General features: G+C 64.3%; 15 protein-coding genes. 6 read left to right on the forward strand and 9 right to left on the reverse strand.

The genetic code is table 11. The features are described 5' to 3' along the window. Positions 1–655: 655 nt before the first annotated feature. Positions 656–1813 carry a BCCT family transporter gene (locus ACEVBK_RS12450; protein WP_375055262.1) on the reverse strand — a complete coding sequence of 386 codons (1158 nt, stop codon included), beginning with the start codon at positions 1811–1813 and terminating at the stop codon, positions 656–658. 381 nt (positions 1814–2194) lie between these two features. On the opposite strand from ACEVBK_RS12450, the gene ACEVBK_RS12455 reads away from it, so the two are divergent. Beyond that, entirely contained in the window at positions 2195–3259 is a 1065-nt protein-coding gene (locus tag ACEVBK_RS12455; protein ID WP_375055263.1) for a hypothetical protein, read from the forward strand. A gap of 510 nt (positions 3260–3769) precedes the next feature. Here the strand turns inward: ACEVBK_RS12455 and fdhD are convergent. The 5 genes from fdhD to fdhA form a co-directional block, all read right to left on the reverse strand. After that, a complete protein-coding gene (fdhD, locus tag ACEVBK_RS12460; protein WP_375055264.1) occupies positions 3770–4561 on the reverse strand; it encodes a formate dehydrogenase accessory sulfurtransferase FdhD in 792 nt (263 codons plus the stop codon). Between the two features lie 13 nt (positions 4562–4574). Then, complete coding sequence (fdhF, locus tag ACEVBK_RS12465) at positions 4575–7424, reverse strand: formate dehydrogenase subunit alpha (RefSeq protein ID WP_375055265.1); 2850 nt, start codon at positions 7422–7424, stop codon at positions 4575–4577. After that, positions 7424–8965 carry a formate dehydrogenase beta subunit gene (locus tag ACEVBK_RS12470; RefSeq protein ID WP_375055266.1) on the reverse strand — a complete coding sequence of 514 codons (1542 nt, stop codon included), beginning with the start codon at positions 8963–8965 and terminating at the stop codon, positions 7424–7426. Before ACEVBK_RS12470 ends, fdhF begins: the two co-directional genes overlap by 1 nt. After that, positions 8965–9456: a formate dehydrogenase subunit gamma gene (locus tag ACEVBK_RS12475; protein ID WP_375055267.1), complete on the reverse strand. Its 492-nt coding sequence runs from the start codon at positions 9454–9456 to the stop codon at positions 8965–8967. Before ACEVBK_RS12475 ends, ACEVBK_RS12470 begins: the two co-directional genes overlap by 1 nt. A 363-nt stretch (positions 9457–9819) precedes the next feature. Then, positions 9820–11010, reverse strand: a complete 1191-nt coding sequence (fdhA, locus tag ACEVBK_RS12480; RefSeq protein ID WP_375058562.1) for a formaldehyde dehydrogenase, glutathione-independent — start codon at positions 11008–11010, stop codon at positions 9820–9822. A gap of 350 nt (positions 11011–11360) precedes the next feature. Here fdhA and betI point away from each other — a divergent pair, with 350 nt between their 5' ends. The 4 genes from betI (at position 11361) to ACEVBK_RS12500 (ending at position 15467) form a co-directional block, all read left to right on the forward strand. After that, a complete protein-coding gene (betI, locus tag ACEVBK_RS12485; protein WP_375055269.1) occupies positions 11361–11963 on the forward strand; it encodes a transcriptional regulator BetI in 603 nt (200 codons plus the stop codon). Further along, entirely contained in the window at positions 11954–13417 is a 1464-nt protein-coding gene (betB, locus tag ACEVBK_RS12490) for a betaine-aldehyde dehydrogenase (protein WP_375055270.1), read from the forward strand. Before betI ends, betB begins: the two co-directional genes overlap by 10 nt. A gap of 18 nt (positions 13418–13435) precedes the next feature. Then, positions 13436–15118, forward strand: coding sequence for a choline dehydrogenase (gene betA / locus ACEVBK_RS12495; protein ID WP_375055271.1), 1683 nt, complete (start codon positions 13436–13438; stop codon positions 15116–15118). 82 nt (positions 15119–15200) lie between these two features. Then, on the forward strand, positions 15201–15467 hold the full coding sequence (locus tag ACEVBK_RS12500) for a DksA/TraR family C4-type zinc finger protein (RefSeq protein WP_375055272.1): 267 nt from the start codon (positions 15201–15203) through the stop codon (positions 15465–15467). A gap of 328 nt (positions 15468–15795) precedes the next feature. On the opposite strand, the gene ccoG is transcribed toward ACEVBK_RS12500, so the two are convergent. From ccoG to ACEVBK_RS12515, 3 genes are all read right to left on the reverse strand, one after another. Then, the gene (ccoG, locus tag ACEVBK_RS12505; protein WP_375055273.1) at positions 15796–17193 is read right to left on the reverse strand and encodes a cytochrome c oxidase accessory protein CcoG; all 1398 of its coding nucleotides are present in this window, start codon (positions 17191–17193) and stop codon (positions 15796–15798) included. 332 nt (positions 17194–17525) lie between these two features. Continuing rightward, positions 17526–18944 carry a PLP-dependent aminotransferase family protein gene (locus ACEVBK_RS12510; RefSeq protein ID WP_375055274.1) on the reverse strand — a complete coding sequence of 473 codons (1419 nt, stop codon included), beginning with the start codon at positions 18942–18944 and terminating at the stop codon, positions 17526–17528. Further along, positions 18945–19505: an acyl-CoA thioesterase gene (locus ACEVBK_RS12515; RefSeq protein WP_375055275.1), complete on the reverse strand. Its 561-nt coding sequence runs from the start codon at positions 19503–19505 to the stop codon at positions 18945–18947. It lies immediately after the preceding gene. 222 nt (positions 19506–19727) lie between these two features. Between ACEVBK_RS12515 and tyrR the strand changes: the two genes are divergently transcribed. Beyond that, the gene (gene tyrR / locus ACEVBK_RS12520) at positions 19728–21284 is read left to right on the forward strand and encodes a transcriptional regulator TyrR (RefSeq protein ID WP_375055276.1); all 1557 of its coding nucleotides are present in this window, start codon (positions 19728–19730) and stop codon (positions 21282–21284) included. Positions 21285–21544: the final 260 nt, after the last annotated feature.

The following is a 21544-nucleotide window of genomic DNA, read 5'->3' on the forward strand; positions in this document are numbered from 1 at the left end:
GGAGTCCCTACACCTCTGCACCCGGCGCCGTAGTCCGGGCCGGTGCCCCTTGCCCTGGATGCCCGCCTGCGCGGGCATGACGGTGTTAGTGTTACTCCCGCGCTCCTTCTCGTTACTCCCGCGCTTCTTTTGTCACTCCCGCGCAGGCGGGAGTCCCTACACCTCTGCACCCGGCGCCGTGGTCCGGGCCGGTGCCCCCTGCCCTGGATGCCCGCCTGCGCGGGCATGACGGTGCTAGTGTTACTCCCGCGCTTCTTTTGTCACTCCCGCGCAGGCGGGAGCCCATACACCTCTGCGGCCCGGCGCCGTGGTCCGGGCCGGTGCCCCTTGCCCTGGATGCCCGCCTGCGCGGGCATGACGGTGCTAGTGTTACTCCCGCGCTTCTTTTGTCACTCCCGCGCAGGCGGGAGTCCATACACCTTTGCGGCCCGGCGCCGTGGTCCGGACCGGTGCCCCTTGCCCTGGATGCCCGCCTTCGCGGGCATGACGGTGTTAGTGTTACTCCCGCGTTCCTTCTCGTCACCCCTCGCTTCTTTTGTCACTCCCGCGCAGGCGGGAGTCCATCAGGCTCAGCAAATCGAACGGATCATCCTCACGCCCCCAAATACAAAAAGGGCCGCCGCGGCGACCCTTTTGGCAATAACCCTTTTAATCATCACCCTGCCTTGGCGGACGATCCTGCCGCTTGCCCCAGGGTGCTGCACTGGGCCCGCCGCTGCCACAGCAGACCGGCGATCAGGGCGTAAAGGAAGATAACCACTGTGCCCACCCACTCTATCTTGAGCGGGGTGAACTGGAACAACAGCACCAGGCCGAACATCATCACCCAGTTGCCCGCCACGTAGGCCGGCAGCCCGATACGGCCCGGCTCCATGTTCAGGTTGGTGGTGTAGAGGCGGATCAGGGAGTCGAGGGAGTTGATCACGAAGATGACGCCCACCACCACCATCGCCAGCTTGAGGGTGCCGCCGATGGCGATCGCCTCGCTGAAGTGCAGGTACAGCACCGAGAACCAGATGGCGATGGGAATGGAAGGCACCACCAGCATGGCGATGCACAGCTGCCAGGCCGGCAAGCCACCGGCGAAACGGGCCACGAACTGGCCGATCATGATGCTCCAGGAGAACCACCAGAACAGGTAGAAGGCGTGATAATCGGTGATCGGGGTGACAAATTCATGGATGTTGGTGAAGTACTCGCCAATACCGGCCATGGTGCCGCCCAGGCCCGCCAGACTGGCGCCTGAATTCCACCACATGGTGCCAATCAGCGCCAGGAATAACCAGGTGGACGCCACGCTCAGGAACTTGACGTAACGCACATCCGAGCTGGACCAAACCGCACACAGCACCACCAGGGCCACCAGGCCGTAACGCACCGCGGGCGTGATGCCTTCCACATAGTCGGGCAGGTAACTCAGGAACAGGAAGCCGGTGAAGGCACAGGTGCCGATGATCACCAGGTTGTTGATAAGCTTGACAAAGGGGATCTCGAACAACTTGACCCGGGGCTCGATCAGCACGAAGTAGAAGGTGGTCAGGAAGTAGAACATCCACACCAGAAAGCCCCAGAAGCCGAACTCGATGGCGAGCGGATTGGCAAAGCCGTATTCGGGCTCGCTGGCATACACCGGGAATTCGGTCAGGGGAAACATCACCAGGCCCACGTCCAGGCCCGAGGTAAATAGAATGGCGATAAAGGTGAACAGGGAAGTGGGCATTTCACCCTTGCAGCGCAACGTCCCGAAGCGCAGTAGAACAAAGGCCGACGCCGCCAGCGTCAGCATTATGGCAGCAGATAACACCATCTCCATGGATACATTCCTCTTGTATTGGTTCCATCACTCGTAATGTGTCGTGCGTTAACACCATGACCATCCACCGATCCTTGTTATGGTTGTCGCCCCTCTGGGGAGGCTTCTGGTCGCCTGTTGCCGGCAACTTTTTATTGAACGTTCAATTAATGCTAAATGTAAGACGATGCTTCCATCATTGCACCATGAATACGACCGAAAAATGCCTGCATGCGACATCATGCAAAAAACGTTAGTCCCCTAGCAAAAAAGAGAGCCAAAAGAGACTTGTCAGAATAAGATAAATAAGAGTCGTTTGGAGATAAATTCTGTTCTATTTTCGCTCCTAGGCTGTCTTGTCCGAGCCAGCGAGCCCGGACAACCCACTCGAAGGAGAACCCAATGATAAGGATAAGTCGTTGTATTTATGGAGCATTACTGGCGAGCGCCAGCCTCATGGCCCAGGCGGAAACCACCCTGAGCCACTGGCCTAAAGACGCCGCCCGCCAACTCGACACCATGATCGCCGCCAACGCCAACCAGGGGGCCTATGCGGTGTTCGACATGGACAACACCAGCTATCAGTTTGATATCGAAGAATCCTTGCTGCCCTACCTGGAGATGAAAGGCCTGCTGACCCGGGAGACGATGGATGCTTCCCTCAAGCTCATTCCCTTCAAGGACACGGCGGAACACCAGGAGAGCCTGAACAGTTATTACTACCGCCTGTGCGAAATCGACGACCTGGTATGCTACCCCTGGGTGGCCCAGATTTTCTCCGGCTTTACCCTGGCCGAGCTCAAGGGCTATGTGGACGAAGTCATGGCCCATGGTGAGCCCATTCCCATCCAGTATTACGACGGTGACCAGGTGGTCGACGGCCATGTCACGCCGCCGAAGATCTTCGCCGGCATGCAGCAGCTCTACAACCGGCTGCAGGAAAACGGCATCGAGGTTTATGTGATGACGGCGGCCAGCGAGGAAATCGTGCGCATGATCGCGAGCGACCCCCAATACGGCTATAACGTCAAGCCGGAGAACGTTATCGGGGTCAATATGCTGTTGAAAAACCGGGAAACCGGAGAACTGACCACCTCCCGCCTGCAGATCAAGGCCGATCAGTACGATCCCGAAGCCAATCTGCCGCTCGAGCTGACCCCCTACCTGATGAACCCCATGACCTGGTACGAAGGCAAACTCGGCAGCATCATCGGCTGGATCGATCAGTGGCGCAAACCGGTGCTGGTGGCCGGCGACACCTCCGGCTCCGACGGCTACATGCTGCTGAACGCCACCGACGTGGACAAGGGCGGCATCCGGCTGTGGGTGGATCGCAAGGGCAAGTACACCCAGCACATCACCGACTGGGCGAAGGACGCCGCCGCCACCCAGGCCAAACTGGGGCTGCCGGCCGACGCAGACAAGAACTGGATTATCGTTAAACCCGACGAGATCCACCAACAGTAAGCCGCACGGAGGGTCGTAAGGCACAACCAAGGAACAGAGGCGGTGCCGCCGCTCTGGATGCCCGCCTGCGCGGGCATGGCGGCGTTGATGTCACTCCCGCGTCCCTTCTTGTCACTCCCGCGCAGGCGCTGAGGGAGTCCATGCACCTCTGCGGCCCGGCGCCGTGGTCCGGGCCGGTGCCCCTTGCCCTGGATGCCCGCCTTCGCGGGCATGACGGCGTGGGTGTTCAGGCCCGTGCGCCCTCTCGTCACTCCCGCGCAGGCGGGAGTCCATACGCATCGGCCCCAGCGCCGTGGTCCGGCCCTGTGCCCCTGCCCTGGATGCCCGCCTGCGCGGGCATGACGGCGTGGGTGTTCAGGCCCGTGCGCCCTCTCGTCACTCCCGCGTCCCTTCTTGTCACTCCCGCGCAGGCGGGAGTCCATGCACCTCTGCGGCCCAGCGCCGTGGTCCGGGCCGGTGCCCCTTGCCCTGGATGCCCGCCTTCGCGGGCATGACGATATGGATACTGTGTCAGGTATAGATGACGCCGTCCCCGTGGCGGGCGAAGCCTACCAGGTTGAGCCCGGCGGCGCGGGCCTGGTCGATGGCGAGTGAGGTGGGGGCCGATACCGCCACCAGGGTGGCGGCACCGAGCACGGCGCACTTGTGTACCATCTCGTAGCTGGCCCGGCTGGTGACGATCACGAACGCCGGTGTGATCTGGACGCGCGCCAGGGCGCCCACCAGCTTGTCGAGGGCGTTGTGCCGGCCTACGTCTTCCCGCGCCATCAGCAGCTTCCCCTCCCCGTCGAATCCCGCCGCCGCATGGGTGGCGCCGCTCTGGTAGTGGAGCGGCTGCTGGTGGCGGAGTTGGGCAAAGGCGTGGTCTATGAGCGCCCGTTCCGGCACCGGCCCCGGAGTGACCGGGCACACCGGCGCCACCGCCTCGACCAGGGATTCGGTGCCGCACAGGCCGCAGCCGGTGCGGCCGTTCAGGCTGCGCCGCCGGGCCTTGAGCCGGAAGAAGCGCTCGGCCGCCAGTTCTATTTCCAACCGCAGGCCTTGAGGATCGGGTTTGACCTCCACCCCGTAGATCTGCCCCGGCCGCTCGACGATGCCCTCGGTCAGGCTGAACCCTAAGGCAAAATCCTCCAGATCCAAGGGACTCGCCATCATCACCGCATGGGAGATGCCGTTGTACACCATGGCCACCGGCACCTCTTCCGCCACCCAGTCATGGCCCTGGCCGCCGCTGAGGCGACCCACCCGGGTTTCCACCAGGCCGGGTTCGGGCACCGAGGCCTTTGGTTTGCCTTGTGCCATGGGCTCCTCCTCCTCAGTCTCCCTGCCGGGCATGAGCCAGCTGCTCCCGGGTAAAGTCGTGGAAGCGTTGCTGCCAGTCCGACAGCGCCTGGGGCGCCTCGGGCGCCACCTGCACCGCCGTCACCTTGTATTCCGGGCAGTTGGTGGCCCAGTCCGAGTTGTCGGTGGTGATCACGTTGGCACCGCTGTGCGGGAAGTGGAAGGTGGTGTACACCACCCCCGGCTGCATCCGGGTGCTGTGCCGCGCCCGCAGCACGGTTCGCCCGGTACGGCTGTCGATGCTCACCGGCTGGCCGTCGTTGATGCCGCGGGCGGCGGCGTCGTGGGGGTGGATTTCCAGCACGTCCTCATCGTGCCAGACGTTGTTGTCGGTGCGCCGGGTCTGGGCCCCCACGTTGTAGTGGCTGAGGATCCGCCCCGTGGTCAGCAGCAGCGGATAGCGCTCGCTCACCTTCTCGGTGGTGGGCATGAACTCGGTCACCACCATCCGCGCCTGGCCGATGGGGAACTGCTCCTCGTGCATCACCGGCATGCCCTCGGGATACTCGGCGTTGCAGGGCCACTGGATGCTGCCGAGCCGTTCCAGCTTGTCGTAGCTGACCCCGGTGAAAGACGGGGTCAGGGCGGCGATTTCGTCCATGATCTCGGCAGGATGATCGTAGTGCATGGGGTAGCCCAGGGCGTTGGACAGGGCCATGGTCACTTCCCAGTCCTCCTTGCCCGCCAGGGGCGTCATCACCTTGCGCACCCGGTTGATGCGCCGCTCGGCGTTGGTAAAGGTACCGTTCTTCTCGAGGAAGGTGGCGCCGGGCAGGATCACATGGGCGAACTTGGCGGTTTCGTTGAGGAAAATGTCCTGCACGATCAACAGATCCAACGAGCGCAGCGCCGCCTCCACGTGCTGGGTGTTGGGATCCGACTGGGCGATGTCCTCCCCCTGCACATACATGGCCTTGAAGCTGCCTTCGATGGCGGCGTCGAACATGCGCGGAATGCGCAGGCCCGGCTCGGGATCCAGGGTCGCGCCCCAGGCGGACTCGAAACGTCCGCGTACGGCGGCGTCGTTCACCGGCTGGTAGCCGGGCAGTTCGTGGGGGAAGGAGCCCATGTCGCAGGAGCCCTGCACGTTGTTCTGACCACGCAGCGGGTTCACCCCCACCCCGGGCCGGCCGATGTTGCCGGTGGCCAGGGCCAGGTTGGCGATGCCCATCACGGTGGTCGAGCCCTGGCTGTGCTCGGTGACTCCCAGGCCGTAGTAGATGGCGGCGTTGCCGGCACCGCCGTAGAGCAGGGCCGCCTCACGAATACGCCGGGCGGGGACGCCGACGATGTCCGCCACCGCCTCGGGGGCGTGGCGCGGTTCCAGGATGAAGTCGCGCCAGGCCTGGTATTCCTCGGGGGCACAGCGGCCGACGATAAAGTCGTGATCTTCCAGCCCCTCGCTCACGATCACATGGGCCAGGGCATTGACCAGCGCCACGTTGGTGCCCGGGCGGATCGGCAGGTGGATGGCCGCCCCGGTATGAGGGCTGTCGAGCAGGTCGATATAGCGCGGATCCGCCACTATCAGCCGGGCGCCCTGGCGCAGCCGCTTGCGCAGCAGAGAGCCGAACACCGGGTGGGCGTCGGTGGGGTTGGCACCGATTACCAGGATACAGTCGGCCTTGAGCACCGAATCGAAATCCTGGGTGCCCGCCGACTCGCCCAGGGTCATCTTGAGGCCGTAGCCGGTGGGGCTGTGGCACACCCGGGCGCAGGTGTCGGTGTTGTTGTTGCCGAGCGCCGCCCGCACCAGCTTCTGCACCAGGTAGGTTTCCTCATTGGTGCAGCGGGAAGAGGTAATACCGCCCACGCTGTGGCGGCCGTATTTGGCCTGGACGTCCTTGAGCCTGCGGGCGGCGAAGCCGATGGCTTCGTCCCAGCTCACCTCCCGCCAGGGCTGGTCGATGTGGTCGCGGATCATCGGCGTGGTCAGCCGATCCTTATGGGTGGCGTAGCCGAAGGCGAAGCGGCCCTTGACGCAGGAATGGCCGTGGTTGGCCTGGCCGCCCTTCCAGGGGGTCATGCGCACCAGTTGGTCGCCCTTCATCTCCGCCTTGAAGGAGCAGCCCACGCCGCAGTAGGCGCAGGTGGTCACCACGCTGTGCTCGGGCTGGCCCTGCTCGATCACCGACTTTTCGGTGAGGGTGGCGGTGGGGCAGGCCTGCACGCAGGCGCCGCAGGACACGCAGTCGGAGCCGATAAAGTCGCTGTGCTTGCCGGTGGACACCTGGGAGTCGAAGCCACGGCCCTGGATGGTGAGGGCGAAGGTGCCCTGCACCTCGCCGCAGGCACGCACGCAGCGGGAGCAGAGGATGCACTTGCTGGCGTCGAAGGTGAAATAAGGGTTGGACTCATCCTTGCCCAGCGACAGGTGGTTCTCGCCGGCAAAGCCGTAACGTACCTCGCGCAGGCCCACGTCGCCCGCCATGTCCTGCAATTCGCAGTCGCCGTTGGCCGGGCAGGTCAGGCAGTCGAGCGGGTGATCGGAGATATAGAGCTCCATGATGTTGCGGCGCAGCTTGGCCAGGGCCCGGGTCTGGCTGCGCACCACCATGCCTTCGACCACCGGTGTGGTGCAGGAAGCGTGAAAGCCGCGCCGGCCTTCGATCTCGACCGTGCACAGCCGGCAGGAGCCGAAGGCTTCCAGGTTGTCGGTGGCGCACAGTTTGGGGATGTTGATATCCACCAGGGCGGCGGCGCGCATCACCGAGGTGCCTTCGGGCACTGCCACCTCGACGCCGTCGATGTTCAGGGTGACCAGGGTAGCCGACTCAACTGCCGGGGTACCGTAGTCTTTTTCGGGATAAAAATGCTCAACCATCAGCTTTCGCCTCCCTGGCGGTGGAAATCTTCGGGAAAATACTGCAGTGCACTCTTGACCGGAAAGGGTGTCATGCCGCCCATGGCGCAGAGCGAGCCCTGCATCATGGTGTCGCACAGCTCCTCCAGCAGGGCCAGGTTGGCCTCACGGTGGTCGTTGGCAACGATACGGTCGATCACCTCCACCCCGCGTACGGCGCCGATGCGGCAGGGAGTGCATTTGCCACAGGACTCCTCGACGCAGAACTCCATGGAGAAACGGGCCTGCTCGGCCATGTTCACCGACTCGTCGAACACCACCACCCCGCCGTGGCCGAGCACGGCGCCGATGGCGGCAAAGGCCTCGTAGTCGAGCGGGGTGTCGAACTGCTCGGGCGCCAGGTAGGCACCGAGCGGCCCGCCCACCTGTACCGCCCGCACCGGGCGGCCGCTTTCGGTGCCGCCACCGAAGTCTTCTATCAGTTCACGCAGGTGGTGGCCGAAGGCCAGCTCCACCAGTCCGCCGCGCTTGAGGTTGCCGGCCAGTTGGAACGGCAGCGTGCCCTTGGAGCGGTCGACGCCGAAACTGGCGTAATGCTCGGGCCCCTCGCTCAGGATGGACGGCACGGCGGCGAAGCTCAGCACGTTGTTCACCACGGTGGGCTGGCCGAACAGGCCGACGATGGCCGGCAGCGGCGGCTTGGCGCGCACCATGCCGCGCTTGCCTTCCAGGCTCTCGAGCAGGGAGGTTTCCTCGCCGCAGATGTAGGCGCCGGCGCCGAGCCGTACTTCCAGTTCGAAAGCACGGCCGCAGCCCATGATGTCCTCACCCAGGTAACCGGCCGCCCGGGACCGCTCGATGGCCAGGTTCAGCAGTTCATGGGCCAGGGGGTATTCTTCGCGCAGGTAGATATAGCCCTGGGTGGCACCCACGGCGAGCCCGGCGATGATCATGCCCTCGATCAGCATGTAGGGATCGGACTCCATCACCAGCCGGTCGGCGAAGGTGCCGGAGTCGCCCTCGTCGGCGTTGCAGACGATGTATTTCTGCGCGCCTTTGGCGTCCAGCACCGTCTGCCACTTGATGCCGGTGGGAAAGGCCGCCCCGCCCCGGCCACGCAGGCCCGAGGCCTTGACCATGTCCACCAGTTGCTGGGGCGTGCAGGTCACCGCCTTGGCCAGGCCGTCGAAGCCGCCCAGTTCCCGGTAGTCCGCCAGCGACACCGGATCGGTGACGCCGATGCGGGCGAAGGTCACTCGTTGCTGCCGCTTGAGGTAAGGGATTTCCTCGGTCGGCCCCAAGGCCAGGGGATGGTCGTCACCGAAGCCGCTCTCGAACAGCGAGGCCACGTCTTCCAGCGCCACCGGGCCGAAGGCGCGACGACCGCGGCCGTCGTCCACCTCCACCAGGGGTTCCAGCCAGCACAGGCCGCGGGAACCGTTGCGGACCAGCTCGATGTCGAGACCGCGGGCATCGGCCTCGCGCCGGACCAGGGTCGCCACCTCCTCGGCACCGAGCGACAGGGCCGTGGTCTCATAGGGAACAAAGATACGCAGGCTCATCAGTTCAGCTCCAGTTTGTAGGTGGTCAGCTCGTTCACCAGGGCGTCGAACCGGGCCGGGGTCATGCGCGCCTTGATCTGGTTGCCCACCCGCACCGAGGGGCCGCAGGCGCAGTTGCCGAGGCAGTACACCGCTTTCAGGGTGATGTCGCGGCCGGGAGTGGTCTGGTGGTAGTCGATGCCCAGGCTGGCCTTGGCGTGGCGCTCCAGCTCGCGGGCGCCGCGGGCCTGGCAGGCCTCGGCGCGGCAGATCTCTACCACGTGCCGGCCCGGCTGTTCGGTGCGAAAGTAATGGTAGAAGCTCACCACCCCGTGTACATCGGCGGCGGTGATACGCAGCTCGCGGACGATGATGGGGGTGGCGGCGTCGGGAATATAGCCGAAATGGTCCTGGATACTGTGCAAGATAGGCAACAGGGCGCCGGGTTTGTGTTTGAGGGAACCGACCAGTTGCTCGAGGGTGTGGTCCATTGCTGTTTGCTTATCTTCCATAGTATCAACCTTGTTATTGTCAAATGCCGGCTCCGATACGGCCTGGAGCCGGCGGTATTGCTCTTGAACCCGGGTTTCCCCTCGTTGCCCCCGCGCAGGCGGGGGTAACGAGGGGTGGGCTCCACCGCGCCCTTCCTGGCGCGGAAGGTCGGCGGAGCTGCACCCTTTGTCCTCCCCCAGCAGAGCGACAGTGTCGCCTGCTGGCGTTACCTTCAGGCGGCGTCGGTGCTTAAAGAGGCAACAGGGATTGCCTCCTCCGACCGTCCACATGCCAGGGATGGCATGTGCCGAGCGCCACAGGGACGTGCTCGCAGCGTGTCGGTGGAAGTGACCCTGTGGCCTCTTCGCTGCATCGTGACAGGCTCAGGCCGCGACCATGCCGTGGGGGTCTATCACGAATTTCTTCGCCACGCCGCCGTCGAAGTCGGCGTAGCCCTGCACCGCCTGATCCAGGGTGATTACCTGCACGTTCACGGCCTTGGCGATCTGGACCTTATCGAACAGTATGGCCTGCATCAGGGGACGGTGATATTTCATCACCGGGCACTGACCGGTATGGAAGGAGTGGGACTTGGCCCAACCCAGCCCGAAGCGCATGCTGAGCGCACCCTCCCGGGCCGCCTCGTCCGCCGCACCCGGATCCTCGGTGACGTAAAGACCGGGAATGCCGATCTGGCCGCCGGCCCGGGTCAGCGCCATGGCCGAGTTGAGCACGGTGGCCGGCGCCTCCTTGCCATGGTTGCAGCCGCAGGCATGGGCCTCGAAGCCGACGCAGTCGACGAAGGCATCCACTTCCCGCTCGCCCAGGATGACTTCCAGCTTGTCTTCCATGGAGCCGTCTTCGCGCAGGTCGATGGTCTCGCAGCCGAAGCTACGGGCCTGGGCCAGGCGATCCGGGTTCATGTCGCCGACGATCACGCAGGCGGCGCCCAGCAACTGGGCGGAGGCGGCCGCAGCCAGACCTACGGGGCCGGCACCGGCGATATAGACGGTGGAGCCCGGGCCGACGCCGGCGGTGACACAGCCGTGGAAGCCGGTGGGGAAGATGTCCGACAGCAGGGTGAGGTCGCGGATTTTCTCCAGCGCCTGGTTGGGATCCGGGAACTTCAACAGGTTGAAGTCGGCATAAGGCACCATCACGTATTCGGACTGGCCGCCGACCCAGCCGCCCATGTCCACGTAGCCGTAGGCGGCGCCGGGACGGGCCGGGTTCACGTTCAGGCAGATGCCGGTCTTGCCTTCCTTGCAGTTGCGGCAACGGCCGCAGGCGATGTTGAAGGGCACCGATACGATGTCTCCCACCTTGAGAAACTCCACGTCACGACCGCATTCGATAATCTGGCCGGTGATCTCGTGGCCCAGCACCAGGCCGGAGGGTGCCGTGGTACGGCCGCGCACCATGTGCTGGTCGCTGCCGCAGATATTGGTGGACACCACCTTGAGGATCACCCCGTGGTGGCAGGCCCTGTTCCCCAAAGACAGCTCGGGAAAGGCGATGGACTGCACTTCAACCTTGCCGGGGCCGGTATAGACCACACCCCTGTTACCGTGTATTGCACACATGTTCAGCATCCTTATCGCTTGACGGATTTGACGCCCCGACACCGGGCCGGTGCGTGCCGAGCCGGGAGGAGATATCCCCTCCTTCGGCAGGCTCCCAGTAGACTGCCGAAACCGTTTTGCAACATTGCTGATTAAGACATCGACTTATCAAAACAAGACATCAAGGTCGTTAACAGCATCGTAACCCCGGTCCTTCCCCCCACCGGCTCCTCCCGCGCCCGGCCGTGTCTGTGGAAGCAGACATCGTGGATAACAGCCCCGCCACTGGTGAAAATTTCGCTTGATCATTTCGGAAACTGTCCTTAGGCTTATTTTTATTGAACGTTCAATTAATGAAAATTATGCCTGTAACCGGAATCAAGGATACCCGCAGGAAACAGCTGATCGACGCTACCCTGGCCTCGGTCGCCGAATACGGCCTGCAGCACACCACCATCAACAGCATCAGCCGGCTGGCGGGGATGTCGTCGGGCATCATCAGCCATTACTTCGGCGGCAAGCAGGAGCTGATTGAAGCGACCGTCCGGCAACTGCTGGAAGAACTGAAACAGTCGCTGCTCAGCCGTGCCTCCACCGACATCAGCCCGCAGCAGCGGCTGATCAGGATAGTGGAAGCCAACTTCACCGAGTTCCAGCGTTCGCGCCCGGCCACCAAGTCGTGGCTGAGCTTCTGGGCCCAGGCCATGCACGACCCGCGCCTGGCCCGGCTGCAACAGGTGAACAGCCAACGGCTGATCAGCAACCTGCGCTATTCCTTCCGCCCCCTGCTGGGGCCGGAACAGGCCCGCATCGCTGCCCGCCAGACCGCCGCCCTGATCGACGGCTTCTGGCTGCGCAGCGCGCTCAGCACCGAGCCGGACCGGGACTTCCGGGAAGGCGAACAGCTGTGCAAGAAATTCATCATGGATCTGCTACAGCAGCATGGAGTGACCGCATGTCATTAACGAGATACCAGAATTTTGTCGACGGCCGCTATGTGGCCAACCAGTCCGGAGACACCTTCGAGGTGGTCAACCCCGCCACCGGCGAGGCTATCTATGAAGTGGAAGTGGCCGACGAGCCCATCAAGCAGCTCGCCATCGCCTCCGCCCGGCGCGGCTTCGAGCAGTGGTCGGCCATGACCGGCATGGAGCGCGCCCGCATCCTGCAAAAGGCCGTGGCCCTGCTGCGCGAGCGCAACGACGAACTGGCCCGCATCGAGGTGCTGGATACCGGCAAACCCTGGCAGGAAGCCTCGGTGGTGGACGTGGTCACCGGCGCCGACAGCATCGAGTTCTTCGCCGGCCTCGCCCCCTCCATCGAGGGTAACCAGCAGAGCCTGGGCGGTGATTTCTACTACACCCGCCGGGAGCCGCTCGGCATCTGTGCCGGCATCGGCGCCTGGAACTACCCGCTGCAAATCGCCTGCTGGAAGGCCGCCCCGGCGCTGGCCTGCGGCAACGCCATGATCTTCAAGCCCTCGGAAGAGACGCCCCTGGGCGCGCTCAAGCTGGCCGAAATCTTTATCGAGGCCGGGGTGCCCGCCGGGGTGTTCAACGTGGTACAGGGCGACGGCGCCGTGGGCGCCTGGCTGACCCAGCATCCGGACATCGCCAAGGTGTCCTTCACCGGCGAGGTGGGCACCGGCAAGAAGGTGATGGCCGCCGCCGCCGGCTCGCTGAAGGACGTGACCATGGAGCTGGGCGGCAAGTCGCCGCTGATCATCTTCGACGACGCGGATCTGGATGACGCCGTCTCCGCCGCCATGCTCGGCAACTTCTACACCCAGGGCGAGATCTGCACCAACGGCACCCGGGTGTTCGTGCACAAACACCTCTACCCGGCCTTTATGGAGCGGCTGCTGGCGCGCACCCGCAACAACATTGTGGCCGGCGACCCGCTGGATCCGGCCACCAACTTCGGCGCCCTGATCTCGAAGGCCCACTACGACAAGGTGCTGGGCTATATCCAGAAAGGCGTGGAAGAAGGCGCCACCCTGGCCCACGGCGGCGAAGCCCTGCGCCCGGCCTCGGCCCCCAACGGCTACTTTGTGGCGCCCACCATCTTCACCGACTGCCGCGACGACATGACCATCTGCCGGGAGGAGATCTTCGGCCCGGTGATGTCGGTACTGACCTTCGAGCACGAGGAAGAGGTGGTGGCGCGCGCCAACGACACCGACACCGGCCTGGCCGCCGGCGTCTTTACCCGCGACATCCGTCGGGCGCACCGGGTCATCCACCGGCTGCAGGCAGGCATCTGCTGGATCAACGCCTACGGCGCCTCCCCCGCCGAGATGCCGGTGGGCGGCTACAAGCTGTCCGGCATCGGCCGGGAAAACGGTCTGGCCACTCTGAACCACTACACCCAGCTGAAGGCGGTGTATGTGGGCATGAACAAGCTGGAAAGCCCGTTTTAAGGGCCGCGAGGTAACGCAATGAATAACGTATTCGACTATATCATCGTGGGCGCGGGCTCCGCCGGCTGCGTGCTGGCCAACCGCCTCACCGAGGACGGCCAGCACAAGGTGCTGCTGCTGGAGACCGGCGGCAGCGACAAGAGCATCTTCATCCAGATGCCCACCGCCCTGTCCATCCCCATGAACACCAAGAAATACGCCTGGCAGTTCGAGACCGAGCCCGAGCCCTTCCTGGACAACCGCCGCATGCACTGCCCACGCGGCAAGGTGCTGGGCGGATCCTCCTCTATCAACGGCATGGTTTACGTGCGCGGCCACGCCCGCGACTTCGACGAATGGCAACAGCACGGTGCCGAGGGCTGGGACTACGCCCACTGCCTGCCCTACTTCAAGAAAGCCGAAACCTGGTCCTTCGGCGGCGACGACTACCGCGGCGACCGGGGTCCACTCGGGGTCAACAACGGCAACCAGATGCAAAACCCCCTGTACCAGGCCTTTGTGGACGCCGGAGTCCAGGCTGGCTACTTCCACACCGCCGACTACAACGGCCGCCAGCAGGAGGGCTTCGGCCCCATGCACATGACGGTGAAGAACGGCGTGCGCTGGTCCACCGCCAACGCCTACCTGCGCCCGGCCATGAGCCGCCCCAACCTGACCGTGGTCACCCACGCCCTGGTGCACAAGGTGCTGCTGGACGGCAAGCGGGCGGTGGGCGTGCGTTATGAGCGTAACGGCCAGGTACAGGAGGCGCAGGTCAGCAAGGAAGTCATCCTCAGCGCCGGCCCCATCGGCTCGCCGCACCTGCTGCAACTCTCCGGCATCGGCGCCAGGGAGACCCTCGAGGCGGCCGGTATCGAACCACAGCACGAGCTGCCCGGGGTAGGTGAGAACCTGCAGGATCACCTGGAGTTCTACTTCCAGTTCCGCTGCAAGCAGCCGATTTCGCTCAACGGCAAGCTGAGCCTCTGGAACAAGTTCCTAATCGGCAGCCGCTGGCTGCTGAAGAAGGACGGCCTGGGCGCCACCAACCACTTCGAGTCCTGCGGCTTTATCCGCTCCAGGGCCGGGGTGGAATGGCCCGATCTGCAGTACCACTTCCTGCCCGCCGCCATGCGCTACGACGGCAAGGAAGCCTTCGACGGCCACGGCTTCCAGGTGCATATCGGCCACAACAAACCGCAGAGCCGGGGCTTCGTGAAGGCGGCCAGCGCCGATCCCAAGGCCGCGCCGCATATCCGTTTCAACTACCTGGAGCACGAGGAAGACCGCGAAGGCTTTCGCGCCTGTGTACGCCTGACCCGGGAGATCATCAACCAGCCTGCGATGGACCCCTACCGGGATGCGGAAATCCAGCCCGGTGAACAGGTCAGGACAGACGAGGAGATCGACGCCTTCGTGCGCCAGGCGGTGGAAAGCGCCTACCATCCCTCCTGCTCCTGCCGTATGGGCACCGACGAGCTGGCGGTGGTGGATCCCGAGACCCGGGTGCACGGCATCAAGGGTCTGCGGGTGGTGGACTCCTCCATCTTCCCCACCATTCCCAACGGCAACCTCAACGCCCCCACCATCATGGCGGCGGAGCGGGCCGCGGATCTGATCCGGGGCAAGACGCCGCTGGCTCCCTCCACCGCCGAGGTGGGCATGGACCAAGAGTGGCAACACCGCCAGCGGGCGGGCAAACCGGCCCGCCAACTGGACTGATGTTTTTGCTACCCGGCGCACAGCACCGCCGGGTAGCCGGTGCCAAGATGGCACACGGTCCAGCAAGAACAGGAGAAACACCATGGCCGGAGGATGGGCACGGGACGGTGCCGTACAGGAGCAGATAGACGCCAGTGTGGAAGAGGCGGTGCAGCATGCCAGACGTCGGCTCGGTGCCGGCGACAGCCTGAGCCACTGCGAGGAATGCGACGCCCCCATTCCCGAGGCCCGGCGCCGGGCGGTGCCGGGGGTGCGGCTGTGCATCGACTGCCAGGCCGGCCAGGAAAAACCACGTCAGGGTCGTGACGGCATCAACCGCCGCGCCAGCAAGGACAGCCTGCTACGTTGAGCCGCCCATGGACCAAGAGTGGCACGCCGCCAGCGGGCGGGCAAACCGGCCCGGTGCTGGACTGACATTAGGTGCCGTATAGGTCCTTCAGACGGCTGCAATGCTTCATCCTTCTCTGTTGTCACTCCCACTTCTATTCTGTCACTCCCTCCTTCTCCCTCGTCACTCCCGCGAAGGCGGGAGTCCAGTGCAATATTTCATGGATCTCCGCCTTCGCGGAGATGACGACAGTTGGACAGCAGTGATAAAGGGAAATATCTGGCGAAATATCAGTTGATGGACTTTGCCATCAATCTGAAGGCCCAGTGGGCCCTTTTGTTGCGTCCCCTCACCTTCCCCCGCTGAAGAAGCGGCTTTCGGTGCGCACCTCGGCCTCGCCGTCGCTGGCCACGAAGGTCACCGTCTGCATGCTGCCAGGCAACAGATAAGGGTCGGCGGACAGGCTGACCGGCAGGCTCAGGTTTTCACCGGCCGGCACTGCTATTTCCTGCTCACCCAGCCAGTGCAGGCCATCCGCGCCTTCCACCCGCAATTGGTACTGCCGAGGCTGCTGGGTCTTGTTGGCAAGCTTGAGGGTATAGCTGTTTTCCACCAGCCCTTCGGCCGCTTCCCGGTACAGCTGGTTGCGATCCCGCAGCACGTCCAGCGCCAGCGGTGTGCGGCTCAGGGCGGCGTACGCCAGCAATCCCAGCATCAGGCTCATCATCAGGCCATAACCCAGCAGCCGGGGGCGCAACAGCCGGGTTTCACCGCCGGCCAGTTCCCGTTCGCTGGCGTAACGAATAAGTCCCGGCGCATAGCCCATGCCGTTCATGGTCTGATCACAGGCATCGATACAGGCGCCGCAACTGATGCACTCGTACTGCAGGCCGTCGCGGATATCGATGCCGGTGGGGCAGACCTGCACGCAGAGGTTGCAGTCGATGCAGTCCCCCAGCCCCAGCTGTTTCGGGTCGGCCTTGCGGGCCCGCGGCCCCCGGCTCTCGCCCCGCTTGGCGTCGTAGGCCACGGTCAGGGTATTCTGGTCGAACATGGCCGACTGGAAACGGGAATAAGGACACATATGGGTGCACATGATGGCACGCATCCAGCCCGCGTTGAGGTAGGTGCACAGGCCGAAGAACAGCACCCAGAAGCTCGGCCAGGGGCCGGCGGAAAATCCGAGCAGGCCGGTGGCCAGTTCCGTCGCCGGCACAAAATAGGCGATAAAGGTGAAACCGCTCAGCAGGGCAATCAGCAGCCAGGACAGGTGCTTGCCGCCCTTGCGGGCGATCTTTGCCGGGGTCCAGGGCGCCTGATCCAGCCGGCGGCGCTGGTTGGCACTGCCCTCGAAGCGCTCTTCCACCCAGATGAACCAGAAGGTCCATACCGTCTGCGGGCAGAGAGTGCCGCACCAGACCCGCCCCAAAAAGGCGGTGACGAAGAACAGGGCAAAGGCCGCCACCATCAGCAGCAGCGCCAGCAGGGTCAGATCCTGGGGCCAGATGGTGGTGCCGAACAGGTGGAAACGCTGCTGCTCCAGATCCAGCCATATCGCCTGCCGGCCGTTCCAGCGCAGCCAGGGGCCGGCCAGGAACAGCAGCATCAGGGTCCAGCCCAGGCGTTGTCGCCAGCGCTGCCAGCGCCCTTGCTGGGCACGTACATAGACATGGCCCTGGTCGATGGGCCTGCTACCGGAAGAAGGGATGATCTGTTGCACCTCGATGCGCTGCGATGATTTTTCCATGGGGCTCACACTGCTGCTGGGAAGAATTCGCCGGGCAGTAGAGCACAGGGAACGGCACCGCGACATAAACAGTGAGCCGAGAATGGACCATAACAGTTGTAGCCTGTGAGCCGGATGGCATAACAGTGGTGTCAGGGTGTGCTCTCATACCGAATCGTATTCAACCCGGCACCGTTTCGCCGACAGGCGCACACGCTTTCATCACGTAGACGCGAATTCATTTGCGTGAACCGGCCACGCCACCCCCGGCTGAACCTCTTGCGAACGCAAGCACGTAACGGTCATGCTCAGACAGGCTAGCGGTAGCTGCAAGGGCCGGCTCGGAACACGGGCTAGCGGTTGCCGGCCAGCTGTTCGCCGATCAGCTCCGCCAGCCGCCGGATGGCGGCGTCGCTGCGGGAATTCCAGGGTAGGGAGGTATTGAGCCGCAGGCAGTGCCGGTAGCGCTCATCGGTGGCGAACATGCGCCCGGGGGCGATGGTGATGCCCTCTTCCAGTGCCCGCCAATACAGCCGGGTGGTGCAAACCGGCACCGGCAGCTCGATCCACAGGAAGTAACCGCCTTCCGCGCCATACAGCCGGGCCGAGAGCGGAAAGGCCCGCTGCACGGCCCGGCAGAAGCGCTGCTTGCGCTGCACCAGGGTGCGCCTCAGGGTATGCAGGTGCTTGTCGTAGTGGTGGCCGGCGAGGTAGTCGGCCAGGGCCAGTTGCATCGGCGCGCTGGTGGACAGGGTGCTCATCAGTTGCAGCCGCTGCACGGCCTCGGCCTGCCGCCCCGCCGCCACCCAACCGATGCGCATGCCGCTGCCCAGGGTCTTGGAGAAGGAAGCGCAGTGCAGCACCCGCCCCTCCCCGTCCCAGGCCTTGATCGGCAGGGGCGGCTCGTCCCCGGCATAAAGCTCGCCGTAGACGTCATCCTCGATAAGGGCCACATCATGCTCGGCCAGCAGCGCCAGCAACCGCTGCTTCCTGGCCGCCGGCAGGGTACCGCCCAGAGGATTCTGGCAATGGCTCATCAGCCAGCAGGCCTTTACCGGGTAGCGCTCCAGGGCCTCGGCCAGGGCGTCCGGATCCATGCCTTCCCGCGGATCCGTGGCCACCGCTACCGCCTTCAGCCGGTGCCGCTCCAGCGCCTGCAAGGCGCCATAGAAAGCGGGCGATTCCACTACCACCCAGTCGCCGGGCGCGGTCAGCGACTGCAGGCCGAGGTTGAGCGCTTCTAGCGCCCCCGAGGTGATGACTATCTCATCGGGCGACACCGTCATGCCCCGGGCCGCATAGCGGCGGGCGATGGCGCGTCTGAGCTCGATGCGGCCGGGGGGCAGGCTCACGCCGGTGCCCTGACTGTGCAGTTGCCGGGCCACCCGGCCGAGGGAGCGGGCCAGTTGCTGGCGGGGAAACAGCGAGGCGTCGGGAAAGGCCGAGCCCAGGGCCACGCAGTCCGGAGCGTCGCCGGCCTGCAGCAGCTTGAAGATAAAGGCGTTGATATCGACGCTTTCCGCCAGTTGCAGCAAGGGCGGCGGGTGCTGAATGGTGCTTGCCAGCGGCTCGGCCACGAAGTAGCCGGACTGGGGCCGGGAGTGGATCCAGCCCTCACTTTCCAGCAACTGATAGGCGCTGAGCACTGTCATCAGGCTGAGGTTCGAACGGCGCACGCTTTCCCGCAGGGAAGGCAACCGGTCTCCCGGCTGCCAGGCACCGGCCGCAATCTGGTGTTGCAGCTGCCGGGCCAGTTGCTCGTACTTGGTCACTCAGCCTCGCGCCAGCCGGCAGTTCTCCCCTTTCAGCTCTGCCATTTCCTGGCCCAGGTTCAGGGCCTGGCGGATATCGGCGATTTCCTGCTGGTGGGCGCGGCGCAGCTGCTTGCGCAGTTTGCCCATCACGAAGCGGCGGATCTCTTCTTCATCCTCCAGGATCAGGCCGGCGACCTGGCTGGGTTTGCGGGTTTCTTCATTCAGCGCCACCATGGTGAAGTAGGAAGTATTGGTATGCTTGACGATGCCGTTTTTGAAGTCTTCCGACACCACCTTGATGCCCACTTCCATCGAGCTCTTGCCCACGTAGTTGACCGAAGCGTACAGGGTGAGCAGCTCGCCCACTTCCACCGGGTTGACGAAGTCCACCGAGTCCACCGAGGCGGTCACGCAATACCCCTGGGCATGGGTGGCGGCACAGGTATAGGCTATTTTGTCCATCAGCGACAAAATTATTCCGCCATGCACCTTGCCGCCGAAATTGGCGTAGGAAGGCACCATCAGCTCTTTGAGGATCACCTGGGACGACTTGACCGTTCTGAAACCCGCTTCGTTCATTGCTTCACCTGAATGTTATCTTTGCCGAATAAATTGCTCACACGCCTTCCCGCATACCCGGCAAGGCGCTGTAAGGATGTCTGAGCCGGCCCTCGGCGTAAACCGTTTGTGGCCGAAAAAACCGATTTTTTTACACCGCCCCCGTGACCCGTCCGGCCGGGGCTCGTATCCATCACCGCTGTAAGGTATTATTTACAGCCCGATACGGCTCAAGACAGCACCATGCGCTTAAAAGTTACCTGTGAAGACCGCCTGGGCCTGACCCGGGAACTGCTGGACATACTGGTGGAACACCAGATCGATCTGCGCGGCATCGAGATCGACATCAGCGGCATCATCTACCTGAACTTCCCCACCCTGGATTTTACCGCCCTGCAGCACCTGATGCCGGCCATCCGTCGCATTCCCGGGGTCCATGACGTCAAAACCATTACCTGCATGCCCTCCGAGCGGGAGCACAACGCCATCATGGCGTTGCTCAAGGCGCTGCCCGACGCCGTGGTAGCCGTGGACACCCAGGGCCGCATCACCCTGGCCAACGACGCCGCCTGCGCCCTGCTGGCCCAGCCCCAGCCGCAATTGCTGCAACAACCCCTGGGTCCCCTGCTGAAAGGGGTCCATGTCGGTCGTTGGCTGGAGCAGGCCGAGCCGCAACCGCTCAGCGAAAAAGTCTCGCTCGGCGGAGAGCCCTATCTGGCCGACTTCCTGCCCATCTGGGTGACGGAAGAGTCCGGCGGACAGAGCCTGGCCGGCGCCGTGGTGGTGTTCAAATCCGCCTACCGGGTGGGCCAGCACTTCAAGGTGATGCGCAGCCGGGAGAGCGGGCATTTCGACGGTTTCCTGGCCCAGAGCCCGGCCATGAACGAGCTGATCCGGGAGGCGCGCCGGCTGGCCACCCTGGACGCCCCCCTGCTGATCCAGGGCGAAACCGGCACCGGCAAAGAGCTGCTGGCCCGGGCCTGCCACAATGCCAGCCTGCGCGGCGAGGGGCCCTTTATCCTGCTCAACTGCCCCGCCATTCCCGACGAGGCAGCCGAAAACGAGTTGTTCGGCTACGCCCCCGGCGCCTTCGGCAACAATACCCAGGGCAAGCGCGGCGTGCTGGATCAGGCCAACGGCGGCACCCTGGTGCTGGACGAAATCGGCGAGATGTCACCGCTGCTGCAGCTCAAGCTGCTGCGGGTGCTGCAGGACGGCGTCTTCCGCCGCCTGGGCGACGAGCAGGAGGTCAAGGTGGACATCCGCTTTATCTGCACCACCCAGCAGGATCTGGCCGGCCTGGTGCAGGGTGGCCAGTTCCGTCGGGATCTGTTCTACCGGCTCAACGTGCTCAATTTGCACCTTCCCCCCCTGCGGCAGCGGCAAAAGGACATACTGCCCCTGGCCCAGCACTTCTGTACCCGTTTCGCCGCCGAACTGGAGCGTCCCCTGCCCCGGCTGTCCCGGGCCCTGGGCGACTATCTGCAGCACTATCCCTGGCCGGGCAACGTACGCCAGTTCAGGCACAGCCTATACCGGGCCATCAGCCTGCTGGAAGGGGATGAACTGGATCTGGCCCAGCTGTCGTTGCCGGAGCAGAACGGCCTCCAGGGGCTGGACACCCTGTGCGAAGGCTCGCTGGAAGAGGCGGTGAAAGGCTTCGAGCGGATACTGCTGGAGCGACTCTACCCGGAGTACCCCTCGACCCGCCAACTGGCCAGGCGGCTCAATATCTCCCACACCGCCATTGCCAACAAGCTCAAGGATTACGGCATCGGCAAGCACAGTAGGCAGAAGTGAGCTAAGCCGGCTCTGCCTGTAGCCGGGAGCCCGGGTACCGTGAAAGAAAGGATGGCCGAAGGTGTTGCCTTCGGCCTGCTTAGCAAGCGCCCGCCACACGGCTGAAGCCGTGTCTCCCACTCCCTGTCACTCGCGAAAGCGGGAGCCCAACGCAAACTGTCATGGAGCTCCGCCTGTGCGAAGATAACCACTGTTGAACAGCGGCGTTGAAGGAAAAATGTCTCCCTGGCAACAGGATGGTGGACGTTGTCAACAAACCG

The sequence above is a fragment of the Zobellella sp. DQSA1 genome (assembly GCF_041950555.1).
Classification (GTDB): domain Bacteria; phylum Pseudomonadota; class Gammaproteobacteria; order Enterobacterales; family Aeromonadaceae; genus Oceanimonas.

Bases quoted from the DNA above. Each gene is read 5' to 3' on its own strand.
- ACEVBK_RS12500 (WP_375055272.1), top strand. From the start codon at position 15,201: ATGGCCGGAGGATGGGCACGGGACGGTGCCGTACAGGAGCAGATAGAC.
- ACEVBK_RS12515 (WP_375055275.1), bottom strand. From the start codon at position 19,505: ATGAACGAAGCGGGTTTCAGAACGGTCAAGTCGTCCCAGGTGATCCTC.
- betB (WP_375055270.1), top strand. From the start codon at position 11,954: ATGTCATTAACGAGATACCAGAATTTTGTCGACGGCCGCTATGTGGCC.
- fdhD (WP_375055264.1), bottom strand. From the start codon at position 4,561: ATGGCACAAGGCAAACCAAAGGCCTCGGTGCCCGAACCCGGCCTGGTG.
- ACEVBK_RS12450 (WP_375055262.1), bottom strand. From the start codon at position 1,813: ATGGAGATGGTGTTATCTGCTGCCATAATGCTGACGCTGGCGGCGTCG.
- fdhF (WP_375055265.1), bottom strand. From the start codon at position 7,424: ATGGTTGAGCATTTTTATCCCGAAAAAGACTACGGTACCCCGGCAGTT.
- betI (WP_375055269.1), top strand. From the start codon at position 11,361: ATGCCTGTAACCGGAATCAAGGATACCCGCAGGAAACAGCTGATCGAC.
- ACEVBK_RS12475 (WP_375055267.1), bottom strand. From the start codon at position 9,456: ATGGAAGATAAGCAAACAGCAATGGACCACACCCTCGAGCAACTGGTC.
- ACEVBK_RS12455 (WP_375055263.1), top strand. From the start codon at position 2,195: ATGATAAGGATAAGTCGTTGTATTTATGGAGCATTACTGGCGAGCGCC.
- tyrR (WP_375055276.1), top strand. From the start codon at position 19,728: ATGCGCTTAAAAGTTACCTGTGAAGACCGCCTGGGCCTGACCCGGGAA.
- betA (WP_375055271.1), top strand. From the start codon at position 13,436: ATGAATAACGTATTCGACTATATCATCGTGGGCGCGGGCTCCGCCGGC.
- ACEVBK_RS12470 (WP_375055266.1), bottom strand. From the start codon at position 8,965: ATGAGCCTGCGTATCTTTGTTCCCTATGAGACCACGGCCCTGTCGCTC.
- ccoG (WP_375055273.1), bottom strand. From the start codon at position 17,193: ATGGAAAAATCATCGCAGCGCATCGAGGTGCAACAGATCATCCCTTCT.